General features: G+C 63.8%; 14 protein-coding genes. 9 read left to right on the top strand and 5 right to left on the bottom strand.

Translation table 11 applies throughout. The annotated features are described in order from the left end of the window. The first annotated feature begins 51 nt into the window (after positions 1-51). A complete protein-coding gene (locus NKJ55_RS05985) occupies positions 52-273 on the top strand; it encodes an AbrB/MazE/SpoVT family DNA-binding domain-containing protein (protein WP_095496758.1) in 222 nt (73 codons plus the stop codon). Further along, positions 270-659 carry a type II toxin-antitoxin system death-on-curing family toxin gene (locus NKJ55_RS05990; RefSeq protein ID WP_352449074.1) on the top strand — a complete coding sequence of 130 codons (390 nt, stop codon included), beginning with the start codon at positions 270-272 and terminating at the stop codon, positions 657-659. Before NKJ55_RS05985 ends, NKJ55_RS05990 begins: the two co-directional genes overlap by 4 nt. Here NKJ55_RS05990 and NKJ55_RS05995 read toward each other — a convergent pair. Both NKJ55_RS05995 and NKJ55_RS06000 read right to left on the bottom strand, forming a co-directional pair. Beyond that, positions 656-1,129 (bottom strand): GreA/GreB family elongation factor, encoded by a 474-nt coding sequence (locus NKJ55_RS05995; RefSeq protein WP_352449075.1) that lies wholly within the window; start codon positions 1,127-1,129, stop codon positions 656-658. The genes NKJ55_RS05990 and NKJ55_RS05995 overlap by 4 nt on opposite strands. Positions 1,130-1,271: 142 nt before the next feature. After that, the gene (locus NKJ55_RS06000) at positions 1,272-2,150 is read right to left on the bottom strand and encodes a class I SAM-dependent methyltransferase (protein WP_352449076.1); all 879 of its coding nucleotides are present in this window, start codon (positions 2,148-2,150) and stop codon (positions 1,272-1,274) included. Between NKJ55_RS06000 and NKJ55_RS06005 the strand changes: the two genes are divergently transcribed. Both NKJ55_RS06005 and NKJ55_RS06010 read left to right on the top strand, forming a co-directional pair. Next, a complete protein-coding gene (locus tag NKJ55_RS06005; RefSeq protein ID WP_352449077.1) occupies positions 2,112-2,921 on the top strand; it encodes a TetR/AcrR family transcriptional regulator in 810 nt (269 codons plus the stop codon). The genes NKJ55_RS06000 and NKJ55_RS06005 overlap by 39 nt on opposite strands. A gap of 130 nt (positions 2,922-3,051) precedes the next feature. Next, a complete protein-coding gene (locus NKJ55_RS06010; protein ID WP_352449078.1) occupies positions 3,052-4,428 on the top strand; it encodes a TIGR03808 family TAT-translocated repetitive protein in 1,377 nt (458 codons plus the stop codon). Here NKJ55_RS06010 and NKJ55_RS06015 read toward each other — a convergent pair. Both NKJ55_RS06015 and NKJ55_RS06020 read right to left on the bottom strand, forming a co-directional pair. Next, positions 4,421-5,425, bottom strand: coding sequence for an asparaginase (locus NKJ55_RS06015; RefSeq protein ID WP_352449079.1), 1,005 nt, complete (start codon positions 5,423-5,425; stop codon positions 4,421-4,423). The two genes, NKJ55_RS06010 and NKJ55_RS06015, sit on opposite strands and share 8 nt — an antisense overlap. Before the next feature lie 26 nt (positions 5,426-5,451). Then, positions 5,452-6,618 (bottom strand): acetyl-CoA acetyltransferase, encoded by a 1,167-nt coding sequence (locus NKJ55_RS06020; RefSeq protein ID WP_352449080.1) that lies wholly within the window; start codon positions 6,616-6,618, stop codon positions 5,452-5,454. A gap of 224 nt (positions 6,619-6,842) precedes the next feature. On the opposite strand from NKJ55_RS06020, the gene betI reads away from it, so the two are divergent. Genes betI through betB form a run of 5 tightly spaced genes read left to right on the top strand, consistent with a single transcriptional unit; the run spans position 6,843 to position 13,145 of the window. Beyond that, complete coding sequence (gene betI / locus NKJ55_RS06025) at positions 6,843-7,433, top strand: choline-binding transcriptional repressor BetI (RefSeq protein WP_352449081.1); 591 nt, start codon at positions 6,843-6,845, stop codon at positions 7,431-7,433. Then, positions 7,430-8,959, top strand: coding sequence for a choline-sulfatase (gene betC / locus NKJ55_RS06030; RefSeq protein ID WP_352449082.1), 1,530 nt, complete (start codon positions 7,430-7,432; stop codon positions 8,957-8,959). Before betI ends, betC begins: the two co-directional genes overlap by 4 nt. Then, entirely contained in the window at positions 8,959-9,966 is a 1,008-nt protein-coding gene (locus NKJ55_RS06035; protein ID WP_502897384.1) for a threonine/serine dehydratase family protein, read from the top strand. Before betC ends, NKJ55_RS06035 begins: the two co-directional genes overlap by 1 nt. A 3-nt stretch (positions 9,967-9,969) precedes the next feature. After that, positions 9,970-11,622, top strand: a complete 1,653-nt coding sequence (gene betA / locus NKJ55_RS06040; protein WP_352449084.1) for a choline dehydrogenase — start codon at positions 9,970-9,972, stop codon at positions 11,620-11,622. A gap of 59 nt (positions 11,623-11,681) precedes the next feature. Further along, complete coding sequence (betB, locus tag NKJ55_RS06045; protein WP_352449085.1) at positions 11,682-13,145, top strand: betaine-aldehyde dehydrogenase; 1,464 nt, start codon at positions 11,682-11,684, stop codon at positions 13,143-13,145. Here betB and NKJ55_RS06050 read toward each other — a convergent pair. Then, positions 13,109-15,379, bottom strand: coding sequence for an AGE family epimerase/isomerase (locus tag NKJ55_RS06050; RefSeq protein ID WP_352449086.1), 2,271 nt, complete (start codon positions 15,377-15,379; stop codon positions 13,109-13,111). The two genes, betB and NKJ55_RS06050, sit on opposite strands and share 37 nt — an antisense overlap. Between the last annotated feature and the right edge of the window lie 8 nt (positions 15,380-15,387).

Here is a 15,387-nt window from a genome sequence, read left to right on the forward strand (position 1 = left end):
TAACGAGAAACACGCTGAGTTATAATCAGCGTTGCAACAGGATGCCTCACGATGAACACGACCATTCGCAAGATCGGCAATTCCGAAGGCGTGATCCTGCCGAGGGAGCTTCTCGATCGTCTGAACCTGAAGGCCGGCGACCAGCTTCAAATCGTTGAAACAGGTGACGGTCTTGCGCTGAAGCCGGTGGACGACAGCTTCGAGCGGCAAATGAAAGCTGCCCGCGAGGTCATGGACAAATACAAGGTCGCGCTTCAGAAGCTCGCCGAATGAGCTGGGAGTTTCTGACGCGGCGTGCAGTCGAAGCCATGCACGCGGAGCAGTTGCGCCGACACGGCGGAGCACAAGGCTTGAGGGATGAAAATGCGCTCGAATCGGCGCTCGCTCGCGCCGAAAACAAGGCCAACTACGGAGACCCGTCGGTTGAGGAACTCGCAGCCGCCTATGTCTTCGGCATTGCCAGAAATCATGCCTTTGTCGACGGTAACAAACGCACGGCCATTGTCGCTGCCGGCGCATTTCTGATTGTGAATAGTTATGCCCTGACGGCCAATAACGGCATGCTTTACGAATTCGTCATGGGCGTCGCCGCCGGCGAAATCGACGAAGCTGGTGCCGCGGCGTTCTTCCGCGATCATGTCGTCAAGCTCGAAGACTAACTGTCGGAGAGCTTGACGATCTCCCATTCCTTGCCGTTGACCACGGCAATTTCGCCGATCTTCTTGCCGAACAGCGCCATCGCCATCGGCGACATATGGGAAATTGTCCCTTTGCCCGGATTGGCTTCGTCCTCGCCGACGATCTTCCAGTGCACCTTCTTGCCATCGTCGCTTTCCAGGGTGACACCCATGCCGAAACGAACCAGGTCGCTGCCCGGTTCCGGCACCGAAAGCTCGGCGCTTTCCCGCCGTGCAGTCCAATAGCGGAGATCGCGCGAGACCAGCGCGATGCGCTCGCGGTCGGCCCTCTTCTCGGCTCTGCCCAGTTCGTCGCGCAGAGCGGCCACCTCGGCATCGATCAGCGCCATGCCGCGTTCCGTGACCAGATTGCGGTGATGGCTGATCGGCCGCTCGCCGATGCCGGCAATGGCGTTTTCGCTGTCTTCCTCGCGGGTGAAGGCCCTGCTCATCTGACGAACTTAGGCTTGGAATGGCGACTTCACAAGCCATTGCTGATGAAGAGGCTAATGGTGAAGATCTGGGTTCAGTACCCGAGATTAGACAGCTGCTTGGGGTGTAAAGCTGACCATGCGAATGCCTCAACTTGGCGCACTATCGCGCTTCGAGGGCCGCAAGGCTAAGGTCCGGTTGCGCAACTAGGTAGCGGAGCCCCTTGGTTCCGACGTCGCCTTGCTCAACGATATTGAAGCCGTGCCGGCCGAGATCCGCTGCAACTTTGTCCAAATCGACGTAACCATGCCGGTGGAGCCGAAAGGTGCTCTTCCGGCGCGGCGGTTTCGCAAAATCGACGATAAGCACACGACCGCCCGGCCTCAGGACGCGGAAGGCCTCTCTGCCGAATTCCTCGCGGCCCTTCTTTGGAAGATGGTGGAACATCAGCGTGCTGAGGACGACATCAAATTCCCCATCCTTGAAAGGCAGTTCCTGAGCGGTGGCGGTCGAGAACCCGACTTGTAGCCCGGCTCGCCGGGCCTTTGCCGTCGCGCGCGCAACCATTTCGGCTGAGGCGTCGACGCCGTCCACACGCCCCTCCGGCCCCACCTTCTGTCTGACGAGGAGCGCGGTGGTGCCGGTGCCGCACCCGACATCCAGGACCACTTCTCCCGGTTTCAGCTCCGCAAAGCTTAATATCCTTTCGCGAAAAGCACGTTCGCGACCGAAGGTCAGAAGCCACGCCAGCATATCGTACAGGGCGGCGGAATGAAGCGTGATGCCGACATGCGGCGCCTTCTCCTCGCCGGCGGCCGGTCTGCGGTCCTTGGCGGACAGCCGCCCGTGAGCGCTTTGCCATATCAACAAGCTCGCGACTACGACGAGTGCACCAGCATGAAGCAGGAGGACGGGAACTCCCAAGGAAAAGACCGCATTTGCCTGTCCCAACGAGAAAAATGCCGCGAGCACCACGGCCACTTTGACGAGCGCGACTAACGCATGCCCTCCGACTATTGTTCCGAAAAGACGTTGGTGCATTGCTTTATCTCCGGCCAGCCGGGCATCGCGCTGGGCCTTCCGCAAGAGCATAGGATACTGGACAGTGTGTCCAGTATCAGTTTTACTGGCCACGTCGCACCGGCGCGCCCAATACTGGACGGTTTGGTGTCCTATGACCGGAAAAGGACGTTGCCGATGCCAGCCGGATCGATCGATCGGCGGGTCGCCAGAACCCGCAGCCGACTGCAGCAGGCGCTTTTCAGACTGACCGCCGAGAAGGGGTATACGGCGATCACGGTCGAGGATATCTGCAGGGAAGCCGATGTCGGCCGCTCGACTTTCTACACACACTATCCCGACAAGGACCGCTTGAGGAAAGCGACGATCGACGACCATCTGAAGACCTTGCAGGCGCACGGTGCCGAACGCTATTCGCAGCGAAACGCCAAGGGCTTTTCCTTCAGCGGTCCGGTGTTCGAGCATGCTCTTGCCACGCGGGAGATGCACCGTGCGCTGATGGGCGGGAAAAAGCGCGAAATGCCAGAAGAGATCCGCGGCTGGATAAGCAGGCAGGTTCGCCATGAATTGGCGAATATCCAAGGTGATCAAGGCGGGGCCAGACTTGAGATCGCCACACGCTTCATCGTTGGCGCGTTCTTTGAAGTGATGCACTGGTGGCTTGAGAGGGATACGAAGCTGTCCCCCGCGGAGATCGACCAGACATTCCTGCAACTTGCCTTCAACGGGGTAAATGCGGTGATCGCTGAGCCAACGAGGATCGAAGAGAGGCTCAAGAGGGGCTTCGTTTGATCGCCCACAGAAGGGCCGAAAGCGATATTCCGTCCTGGCTGGCAAGCTTCAGATTTTCACCACGGGTTCGACCGGGCTAGTCTGGCACGAATCCTGCGGCGTGAGCGTTGGCCGCAAGGGATCTGTGCCGATGTTGAACAGAAGAACGCTGCTTGCGCAGACCACCGGCTTTGCCATCATGGGGCTTTCGCTTGGCAAGGCAGCGGCGAAGAACCTGCCCGGCATCGAGAAAGCCGCGATGCGTGGCGCGATCAACGCGACCGAGCGCGGCGTCCGGCCCGGCGCGCTAGACGATCAGAGCAAGGCTTTCACCAAGCTGCTGCGCGACGCGCACGACCGCGACATGCCGGTGTTCCTGCCGCCGGGGATCTATATCGTTTCCAACCTGTCACTGCCCGGCCGGGTGCGCCTGTCCGGCGTGCCGGGCGCATCGCGGATCGTCTATGGCGGCAATGGCCATCTCATCATGGCCGAACGGGCCGAGCATATCGAACTCAGCGGGCTGGTGTTCGATGGCAGCAACCGCTGGATGGGCGACTACACGCAAGGCCTGCTCGATCTGCGCCGCATCGCCCATCTGGTCGTCGACAACTGCCAGATGACCGGCAGCGGCAAGAACGGTCTGGCGCTCGAACAAACCTCGGGCCGCATCCAGCGCTCGGAGATATCCGGTGCGGCCGATGCCGGCATCTATTCGGTCGAGGCCGATGGCCTGGAAATATCAGGCAATAGCGTCTCCGACTGCGCCAATGGCGGCATCCTCGTGCACCGCTGGCGGGCAGCGGAAGACGGCACCATCGTCAGCGGCAACCGGATCGAACGCATCCAGGCGCGCGGCGGCGGAACCGGCCAGAACGGCAACGGCATCAATGCCTTCCGCGCCGGCAACGTCATTATCTCCGGCAATATTGTCTCGGATTGCGCGTTCTCGGCGGTCCGCGCCAACAGTTCCAGCAATTTGCAGATCACCGGCAACACCTGCTCGCGTTCGGGCGAGACGGCCGTGTATTCCGAATTCTCGTTCGAAGGGGCGATCATCGGCAACAACATCGTCGATGGTGCTGCGAACGGTATTTCGATCGTCAATTTCAACGAAGGCGGCCGCATGGGCGTCTGCTCCGGCAACGTAGTCCGCAATCTGGCGACCAGCGGCCCCTACCCTGCGGACGCGCCCGGCTTCGGCGTCGGCATCAGCGTCGAGGCAGACACCACAGTTTCCGGCAATGTCGTCGAGAATGCACCGCTCTACGGCATGCAGATCGGCTGGGGACCGTTCATGCGCAATGTGGTCGCCACGGGAAACGTCATCCGCAAGGCGGGGACCGGCATCGTCGTGACCGTGGTCGAAGGTGCCGGGACGGCAATCATCTCCGACAATGTCATCGACGGAGTCCAGAACGGCGCGATCGTCGGCCAACGCTGGGCCGAGCCGGTGACCGGCGACCTCGCCGCATCAGGCAATGCCGGCTACGCGCATTTGACCGTCGAGCGCAACCACGTCAGTTGAAGGTGGCCGTCGGCCGGAGCGCGCCGACTTTGGCACCGATCCGGCTTTCGATGGGCGGATTTGCCTGTTCGATCAATTTCGCAGCGAGCGCCTGGTCGGCGTGCAGCAGCTTTGCCAGCACGGCCGCGACCATCACTTCAGCGGCGCGGCCGGCGCCATCGTCGCATTTCAGCGCAATGCCAAGGCCGAGCTCCGGAAGGGCGGCGCAAAAAACACCTTCGGCGCCTCCCTTGACGAAAATCCGGCCCGGCGCGGCCTCCATCATCGCTACATCGGACCTGCCCGTGCCGGCGACGAAAAACGGCTCGGCCATGCAGGCGGAAAGCAGCCGCTTCGCCGCCCGGGCGCGCACCGGCTCGAAGCCGGCACCTGTCGCCATGCGGGCAAAGCCAAGGGCAAAGCTGCGCAGCGGCACGGCATAGGTCGGAATCGAGCAGCCGTCGGTGCCGCGGTGATCGGCGTCATGGGCAGCACCGGTCACCGCCTGCATCGCTTCGCGCACCATCTCCTGCGAAGCATGGCCAGCCTTGACGTAACCACGATGGGCGATGCCGCTGTGAACGCAGGTGCATAGGAAGCCTGAGTGCTTGCCGGAACAATTGTTGTGCAAGGTGTTCGGCGCACGGCCGGCGCGGGCAAGCGCCAGCGTCGCCCCGTGGCTCGACGGCCAATGCGCGCCGCATTCGAGTGCCGTCTCGTCGAGGCCGGCTTTCGCCAGCATGGCGCGCGCCAGCTCGACATGCGGCGGCTCGCCGGAATGGGAGGCGCAGGCCAGCGCCAGCTCCCGGTCACCGAAGCCGTAGGCATCGGCAGCGCCGCTCTCGACCAGCGGCAACGCCTGGATCGCCTTGACCGCCGAGCGCGGGAACACCGGCTGTGCCGTGTCGCCGATCTCCCAGACGGGCTTGCCGTCGGCGTCGAATACGGCAACAGCGCCGCGATGGGCGCTCTCGACGAGAGCGTCGCGCAAAACTTCGACCAGAACCGGATTTGTCATGTCACCTCCCGCAAATGCGGGCGGGTTTATCTGATCCGGTCGAGAATGGAAACGTAGTTGGCGACCGCGGCACCACCCATGTTGAAGATGCCGCCGAGTTTTGCTCCCGGCACCTGGATGCCGCCCGCCTCGCCGACAAGCTGCATGGCGCTCAGCACATGCATCGATACGCCGGTGGCACCGATCGGGTGGCCCTTGGCCTTCAGTCCACCGGACGGATTGACCGGCAGCCTTCCATTTTTCGCCGTCTCGCCATCCAAGGCCAGCTTGGCACCCTCGCCCGGCTTGGCCAAGCCCATCGCCTCATACTCGATCAGTTCGGCGATGGTGAAACAGTCATGCGTCTCGACGAAGGACAGGTCGCCGAGCGTCACGCCCGCCTGCTTCAGCGCCTGGTTCCAGGCCTGCTCGCAGCCTTCGAAGGCGAGAATGTCGCGCTTCGACATCGGCAGGAAATCCTGAACATGCTCATTGGCGCGGAAGGCGACGGCGCGGCGCATCTTCAGCGCCGTGGCCGTGTCGGCAAGGACAAGCGCGGCGGCACCGTCCGACACCAGCGAGCAGTCTGTGCGCTTCAGCGGACCGGCGACGAAGGGGTTTTTTTCGCTTTCCTGCCGGCAGAACTCGTAGCCGAAATCCTTGCGCATCTGCGCGTAGGGATTGTCGACGCCGTTCTTGTGGTTCTTGGCGGCGATCATCGCCAGCGCATCCGACTGGTCGCCGTAGCGTTGAAAATAGGCTTGGGCGATCTTGCCGAAGACGCCGGCGAAGCCTGCCGGCGTGTCACCGTCCTCCGGCAGATACGAGGCCTTGAGCAGGTTCTTGCCGATCTCGGGACCGGGCGTCGTCGTCATCTGCTCGGCGCCGACCACCAGCACGATACGGGCGGCATTGGCGTCGATGGCGCGGATGCCTTGCCTGACCGCCGCCGAGCCGGTGGCGCAGGCGTTCTCGACGCGGGTCGCCGGCTTGAAGCGCAGCCGGTCGTCGGCCTGGAGTACCAGGCTCGCGGTGAAATCCTGGGCGGAAAACCCGGCGTTGAAGTGGCCTAGCACGATCTCGTCGACGTCATCCGGACCGATGCCGGCATGATCAAGCGCCTCGACTGCCACCTTGGTGATCAGGCTCTCCAGCGTCTCGCCTTCGAGCTTGCCGAAGCGCGAATGCGCCCAACCGACGATGCATGCTGTCATGGCGATCTCCATCCTGTGGACCCGGGCTACGCGATACAGCGCGCGCATCCGCATTGTTCAAGCATGAACCGTTTCGCCGGCCTCGTGAAGGGGCCAGAACCGCACAATCGCTTGATCTTGATCATCTGGTCATAGTGCCTGGCTTTTGCCAGCAAATCAGGCCGGATTTTTGTTGATTGATGCGTCAATAAAAAATAATCTTGTCGCAACAGGCCGGAGCAGGAATGCCGAAACTCGGAATGGAGCCGTTGCGCCGCAGGGCGCTCATCGACGCAACGATCTCGGCGATCGGCGAGCGCGGTTCGCTTGATGTGACGATGTCGGAAATCGCCGGCCGCGCCGGCGTGTCCTCGGCGCTTGCCCACCATTATTTCGGCGCCAAGGACGAATTGCTGTTGGCGACGATGCGGCACATCCTGAGCGAGCTCACCGCCGATACGCGCCGTGCACTTCGCGCGGCCGGCACGGCGCGCCAGCGCGTCTCGGCGGTGGTCGCGGTCAACTTCTCCGACATCCAGTTCCAGCCCGAAACGATCGCCGCCTGGCTCGCCTTCTATGTCGAGGCGCAGAAATCGGCAGCACTCCGCCGGCTGCTCAAGGTCTATGCGCGCCGGCTGCATTCCAATCTGCTCAGCGGGCTGGCCGGCATCCTGCCGAGAAGCGAGGCCGACCGGGTCGCCGAAGCGACCGCGGCGCTGATCGACGGGCTCTATATCAGGCGCGCGCTGAAGGACGGTGTTCCCGATGCCGCGACCGCGATTGCACTGGTCGAGGACTATCTCGAAACGAAGCTCAGCGGACGGCAGAAGCAGTGACATCCAAGCGACCCAACATCCTGATCGTCATGGTCGATCAGCTCAACGGAACGCTATTTCCAGACGGGCCGGCAGACTTCCTGCACGCGCCGCATCTAAAGGCGCTCGCCGCGCGTTCGGCGCGTTTTTGCAACAATTACACCGCGTCACCGCTCTGCGCGCCAGGCCGGGCCGCATTCATGAGCGGCCAATTGCCGTCACGCACCGGGGTCTATGACAATGCCGCCGAATTCACCTCGTCGATCCCGACCTTTGCTCATCATCTGCGTGCCGCCGGCTATCACACCTGCCTTTCCGGCAAGATGCATTTCGTCGGTCCGGACCAGTTGCACGGCTTCGAAGAGCGGCTGACCACCGACATCTATCCGGCCGATTTCGGCTGGACACCCGACTATCGCAAACCCGGCGAGCGCATCGACTGGTGGTATCACAATCTCGGCTCCGTCAGCGGCGCCGGTACTGCCGAGATCACCAACCAGCTGGAATATGACGACGAGGTCGCCTTCCATGCGGTGCAGAAGCTCTATGATTTTGCCCGCGTCTCCGACGATGCCGCACATCGGCCCTGGTGCTTGACGGTTTCCTTCACCCATCCGCACGATCCTTACGTCGCACGGCGGCAATACTGGGACCTTTACGAGGATTGCCCGGCGCTCGAGCCCGAGGTCGGCTTCATTCCTTACGACAGGCAGGACCCGCATTCGCAGCGGCTCTACCGCGCCAGCGACTATGACAGGTTCGACATCACCGCTGAGCAGATACGCCGCGCACGGCGCGGCTATTTCGCCAACATCTCCTATCTCGACGACAAGCTCGGCGAATTGATGTCGGTGCTCGAGCACACACACATGCTCGACGACACGGTCATCCTGTTCTGCTCGGATCACGGCGACATGCTCGGCGAGCGCGGCCTGTGGTTCAAGATGTGCTTCTTCGAAGGTTCGGCGCGGGTGCCGCTGATGGTCGCCGGCAAGGGCATCGCCGCCGGCCTGATCGACACGCCGGTCTCCAATCTCGACGTGACGCCGACGCTTTGCGACCTCGCCGGCATCGACATCAGCGCGATTGCGCCGTGGACTGACGGCCAGTCGCTGCTGCTGTTGCTGAACGGAAAGAAACGCTCCGCGCCGGTGCTGATGGAATATGCCGCCGAAGGCTCCAACGCGCCGATGGTGGCGATGCGCGAGGGCCGCTACAAATTCATCCATTGCGAGATCGATCCGCCGCAACTGTTTGATCTTGAATCGGATTCGCAGGAATTGACCAATCTCGCCGCCGATCCGGCCAATGCGGCATTGGTGGCCGCTTTCACCGACAAGGTGCGGGCGCGCTGGGACATGGCGGCCTTCGACGCGGCGGTGCGTGCCAGCCAGGCACGCCGCTGGATGGTCTACCCGGCGCTGCGCAACGGCACCCATTATCCCTGGGAATTCCAGCCGCTGCAGAAGGCATCGGAGCGCTACATGCGCAACCACATGAACCTCGACCTGCTCGAAGAGCAGAAGCGCTTTCCGCGAGGCGAATGATGGCAGATAGTCTCGTCCCCTCGCTCGACCATCTCAGGCAGGCCTATGCCGTCACCTCCAAGGCGACGCAGGTCACGCCGCTGCTGGAATCGGCGGCACTCGCGCGCGAGACCGGCGCCGCCCGCGTCTTCGTCAAGGCCGAATCGCTGCAATGGGCAGGATCGTTCAAGGTGCGCGGCGCCTACTGGCGGCTGAAGAAGCTCTCGCCTGACGAAGCCAAAAAGGGCGTCGTCGCCTACTCCTCCGGCAATTTTGCGCAGGGGCTAGCGGCGGCTGGCCAAGCGCTTGGCATTCCCGTCACCATCGTCATGCCGATCGACGCGCCGGCCGCCAAGCGCGACGCCACATTGGGTTACGGCGCGCGCGTGGTGCTGACTGACCATGGCGAGCGCGCGCGTGAGGAAGTCGCCGCCGCCAAGGCGCGCGAGATCGCTGCGAGCGAAGGCCTGGCGCTGCTGCACCCGTTCGACGATCCGGAGATCGTCGCCGGCCAGGCCGGTGCCGGGCTGGAGGCACTCGACCAGATCGCCGCCAGGCAAGCGGAGGCCGATCTCTTGTTCTGCTCGGTCGGCGGCGGCGGCCTGATCGGCGGTGTTTCACTGGCCTTTCACTACCTGTCGCCAGCCACGAAGATCATCGGCGTCGAGCCGGAAGGTTTTGACGGCATGGGCTCGTCGCTGGCGCATGGCGCCATCGAAACCATGCCGATCGGGCCGAAATCGATCTGCGACGGGCTGATGTCGCGGCGGCCCGGCGACGCGCCGTTCGCAGCGGTGAAGGCCGCCGGCGTTCGCGGCGTCACCGTCGACGATGCTTCGGTGCGGCGCGCCATGCGCCTCGCCTTCGAGCGGCTGAAGCTGGTGCTCGAGCCATCCGGCGCTGCTTCGCTGGCGGCGTTGCTCGGCGGCAAGGTCGACGTCACCGGCAAGACCGTTCTCGTAATGGCAACCGGCGGCAACGTCTCGCTGGCCGATTTCATTGCGCATATGAACCACGGGCGCGCATGAACCATGCTTGAAGCGGATTTCGTCATCATCGGCTCCGGCTCGGCCGGTTCGGCCATGGCCTACCGGCTCTCGGAGGACGGCAAGCATTCGGTGATCGTCATCGAATATGGCGGCAGCGATATCGGCCCGCTGATCCAGATGCCGTCGGCACTGTCGATCCCGCTCAATATGAGCCTCTACGACTGGGGCTTTGCCAGCGAGCCGGAGCCGCACCTCGGCGGCCGCGTGCTGGCGACGCCGCGCGGCAAGGTCATCGGCGGCTCGTCGTCGATCAACGGCATGGTCTATGTGCGCGGCCATGCCCGCGACTTCGACCATTGGGCCGAACAGGGCGCGACCGGCTGGGGCTTTGCCGATGTGCTCCCGTACTTCAAGCGCATGGAGGACAGCAATGGCGGCGAGAATGGCTGGCGCGGCCATGGCGGCCCGCTGACTGTGCAGCGCGGCTCGAGGACGAACCCACTCTACGGCGCCTTCGTCGAGGCAGGCCGTCAGGCCGGTTTCGAGCTGACCGACGACTATAACGGCGCGAAGCAGGAAGGCTTTGGGCCGATGGAGCAGACCATCCGCGGCGGCCGTCGCTGGTCGGCCGCGAGCGCCTATCTGAGGCCGGCGCTGAGGCGGAAAAATGTCAGCCTGGTCAAGGGTTTCGCCCGGCGGGTAATCATCGAGAATCAACGCGCCACCGGCGTCGAGATCGAAGTGCGCAAACGGATTCAGGTGGTCAGAGCGCGACGCGAGGTGATCGTTGCCGCGTCCTCGATCAACTCGCCCAAGATCCTGATGCTGTCCGGCATCGGCCCCGGCCAGCACCTTAGGGAGAACGGCATCCCGGTGATCGCCGACCGGCCCGGAGTCGGCCGCAATCTGCAGGACCATATGGAACTTTACATCCAGCAGGAATCGACAAAGCCGATCACGCTGAACTCCGTCTTGAACCCGTTCTCGAAGGCGCTGATCGGGGCACAATGGCTGTTCTTCAAATCCGGCCTCGGTGCCACCAATCATTTCGAGGCGGCCGCCTTCGTGCGCTCGCGCGCCGGCGTCGACTATCCCGATATCCAGTATCACTTCATCCCGGCCGCGGTCCGCTATGACGGCAAGGCGGCGGCCAAGGCGCATGGTTTCCAGGCGCATGTCGGGCCGATGCGGTCGAAGTCGCGCGGTTCAGTCACGCTGCGCTCGCCCGATCCCAAATCGAACCCGGTGATCCGCTTCAACTACATGTCGCATCCGGACGACTGGATGGAGTTCCGCCACTGCATCCGGCTGACCCGCGAGATCTTCGGGCAAGCGGCCTTCGATCCGTACCGAGGCAAGGAACTGTCGCCGGGCTCGCATGTACAATCGGATGAAGAGCTCGACGCCTTCATTCGCGACCACGCCGAAAGCGCCTACCACCCTTGCGGCACCTGCAAGTTGGGCCGTGCCGATGATGCGATGAGCGTCGTCGATCCGGAATGCCGCGTCATTGGCGTCGAAGGGCTTCGGGTCGCCGATTCCTCGATCTTTCCACGCGTCACCAACGGCAATCTCAACGCGCCGTCGATCATGACCGGCGAGAAGGCCGCCGACCACATTCTCGGGCGTACGCCGCTGCCACCGTCCAACCAGGAACCATGGATCAATCCGCGCTGGCAGGTGTCGGACAGATAGGCCATGATCCGGCGGACGCATATTCCGCATGCCGCGACAAGACGATTTGGAGAACAGTCATGCGCGCCCAGCCAACGGCATCGCATTATGTCAACGGCCGCTATATCGACGACGAGCGCGGCGCAGCGCTGCCGGTTATCTATCCGGCAACCGGCGAGACCATCGCCATCCTGCGCTCGGCGACGCCGAACGTGCTGGAGCTCGCGATCGAGGCGGCGCGTGCAGCACAACCGGCCTGGGCGCGGCTGAAGGCGGTCGAACGCGGCCGCATCCTGCGCCGCGCCGCCGACATTTTGCGCGCGCGCAATGCCGATCTGGCGCGCATCGAGACGCTGGATACCGGTAAGCCGATCCAGGAGACGCTGGTCGCCGATGCCCCGTCGGCGGCCGACTGCCTGGAATATTTCGGCGGCGCCGTCGCCGCCTTTAATGGCGAGGCCGTCGATCTCGGCGGACCCTTTGCCTATACCAGGCGCGAGGCGCTCGGCGTCTGCGTCGGCATCGGCGCCTGGAATTACCCGATCCAGATCGCCGGCTGGAAGTCGGCGCCGGCCCTCGCCATGGGCAATGCGATGGTGTTCAAGCCCTCGGAGAACACGCCGCTTTCAGCGCTGGCGCTCGCCGAGATCTACACCGAGGCCGGGCTGCCCGACGGGCTGTTCAACGTCGTGCAGGGTTTTGGCGATGTCGGCGCCGGTCTTGTCGGACATGATGTCGTCGCAAAGGTCTCGGTGACCGGCTCGGTGCCGACCGGCCGCAAGGTGCTGTCGCTCGCCGGCTCGAAGATGAAGCACGCGACGATGGAGCTCGGCGGCAAGTCGCCGCTGATCGTCTTCGAAGACGCCAACCTCGAAAATGCCATCGGCGGCGCGATGCTCGGCAATTTCTATTCGACCGGCCAGATCTGCTCCAACGGCACGCGGGTCTTCGTGCAGAGCAGCATCCATGACCGTTTCGTCGAGAGGCTGACCGAACGGACGAAGAAAATCCGCATCGGCGATCCGCTCGATCTGGACACGCAGATGGGGCCGCTGGTCTCGAAGGCGCAGCACGACAAGGTGGTCTCTTACATCGAGGCCGGCAAGCAGGATGGCGCGGTGCTCGCCTGCGGCGGAAACGTGCCTTCGCTGCAGGGCTTCCAGGGCGGCTTCTTCGTCGAGCCGACGGTGTTCACCGGTGTCACCGACACGATGCGCATCGCGCGCGAGGAGATTTTCGGGCCGGTGATGAGTGTGCTGAAATTCGACAGCGAGGACGAGGTGATCGAGCGCGCCAACGATACCGAATTCGGCCTCGCCGCCGGCGTGTTCACGCGCGACCTGGCGCGCGCCCATCGTGTCATCGCCGAACTGCAGGCCGGCACCTGCTGGATCAACGCCTACAATCTGACGCCGGTCGAAATCCCGTTCGGCGGCTTCAAGCAGTCCGGCATCGGCCGCGAGAATTCGCTCGCGGCACTGGCGCTCTATTCGCAGCTGAAGTCGGTCTACGTCGAGACGGGTGATGTCGCCAGCCCGTACTGATCCTTGGGCGCAGTGCCGTCCAGATACTGCGTCAGCGCGCAGACGAGATGATAGAAGATGCTGGCCGGCACCTCGCTCGCCAAGGAGCGGCCACGCTCGTCAATGCGGTCGATCCACAGGCCGAGCGGTGCCGGATTGATGTGCCAGCGGAACAGCCGGCCGACACGCGCCTCGATTTCCGGCTTCAGGTCGGGACCGCCCGAACCGTCCAGCGCGATCGCCGCCTTGATCGCTTCGGCCTGCGGCCAGCTGCGCGAGACGCGGTCGAGCGGCAGTCCTTGCCGCGAGACGGCGCCGTAGGCGAGGCCCGTGGCGCGGTTCAGGCCATTGGCAATCGCCGACGCGTAAAGCTTCCGGGCAAGACCGGTCAAGCCGCTCTGGCCGCTGCGCCCGGCGAAGTCGACCAGCAGCGAGGCCCATTCGAAATGATGGCCAGGTTCGGTCCACGTGCCCTTCTCGCCAGGGGCCGGCCGCCATTCATGGTCGAAATACTCACCCAGCGTCCAGCTTTCCGGGTCGAAGAAATGGCTGCGAAACAGATCGACGATGCGCGCGGCGCGACGAAGATAGGCGCGCTCGCCCGTCGCCTGATGCCAGGCCAGGAATGCCTCGAGCAGATGCATGTGCGGGTTGGAGCGGCGCTCGCCCTCGCCGCTCGAGGTCTCGCGGAAGCCGGTCAGGCGTTCGTCCTCGAGATGCGCGTCGATGAACGCAAAGGTCTCCTGGCCAAGCCGCAACGCATCGGGATTGCCGCACATATGGGCATGCGCCAGCGCCAGGAGCACGCAGGAATGGTCATAGGCATCCTCGGCGGCGTCGGCGACGGTGCCGTCGACGTTGAGCGTGCGTACCCAGCCGCCATTGTCGGTACGTCCGTGCCTGGCCATGAATTCGAGGCCGTGGCTGATCAGCCGATCGGCCGGGCCGTTCCAGCCGCGCGCCTTGGCGACGGCGAAGGCGTAGATCTGCCTGGCCTGCGTGCGCATGCGCTTGGGTTTCATCAGCGGGGCGGCATCGAAGCCGAGCGCTTCGTGGAAACCGCCATGGCGCTCATCGACGCCGACCGTCGACCACAACGGCACCGTCTCCTCGAACAGCCAATGGTGCACGCGGCGCTGCCAGGCGCCGCTTTCGATGACGCGGTCGTCGGCGGGCGTGAACCTGGTCTCAAGGCGGCCGCTTTTTTCGAGCTGCTCGACTATCTTCTTGACGTTCTGGCTGTGGCTGACCGGAGCAACGAAAGTGGCGTCGGCGGTCGACACGATGGCGACGTCCTTCAGGCCTATGGCCGACAGCAGGCGGCCGTCGCTGCGGATATAGGAGTTCTCGCAATCGATGGCAACGACATCGCCGACAATGACATTGCCCTGCGTGTCGGAGGGGCCGACGTCGAGCAGCGATTGCCAGGAGCCGAGATCATTCCAGCGAAAGCCGGCCGGCACCATGGCGATGCCGCTGGCGCGCTCCATGATCGCATAGTCGATCGATGTCGATGGGATGGCGGCATAGAGCTCCAGAGGCATGTAGAGGCCGGAAAGATCCGATGTCGCAGCCTGGTAGGCAGCCTCTGTGGCGCTCCAGATGTCGGGCTGGAAGGCCATGAACGCGTCGCGCATGGCACTGGCGCGAAACAGGAAGATGCCGGTGTTCCAGTAGAAATTGCCGGCCTCGAGATAGCTCTGCGCCGTGGCGAGATCGGGTTTTTCGACGAAACGCGAGACATCGCAGATGCCATCGCGCTCGCCGGCCACCTCGATGTAGCCGTAACCGGTCTCGGGTTGGGCGGGCTTGATGCCGAACACCACCAGCCTGCCTTGGCGCGCGGCCGCAGTGCCAGCCTCGATGCTCCGCCAGAATTGCTGTGGCGTCGCGATCTCATGATCGGACGGCACCACCAGCACCAGGCTGTCGCCGAATTCCGACAGCGTGCGCAGGCTTGCCAAGGCGACGGCCGCGGCGGTGTTGCGTCCGGTCGGCTCGAACAGCGGGCCGCCGCCGGAAAGCTCGTGACCGGCAATGTCGGCATGAACGCGGTCGGCATGCCTTTCCGAGGCAATCAGGAAAACCGGCGTTTCGCCTTCCAGCCGCGCGGTCAGCCGGCGCAGCGTCTTGGCCAGCATTGAGCCATCGCCGGAGAAATCATGGAACTGCTTGGGATTGTCCTCGCGCGACAACGGCCACAGCCGCGAGCCGACGCCGCCGCTCATCACAAAACTGACGATCCGTTCGGTCATGAAAACAA

The organism is Mesorhizobium sp. M0106 (assembly GCF_040322715.1).
Taxonomy (GTDB): Bacteria; Pseudomonadota; Alphaproteobacteria; order Rhizobiales; family Rhizobiaceae; genus Mesorhizobium.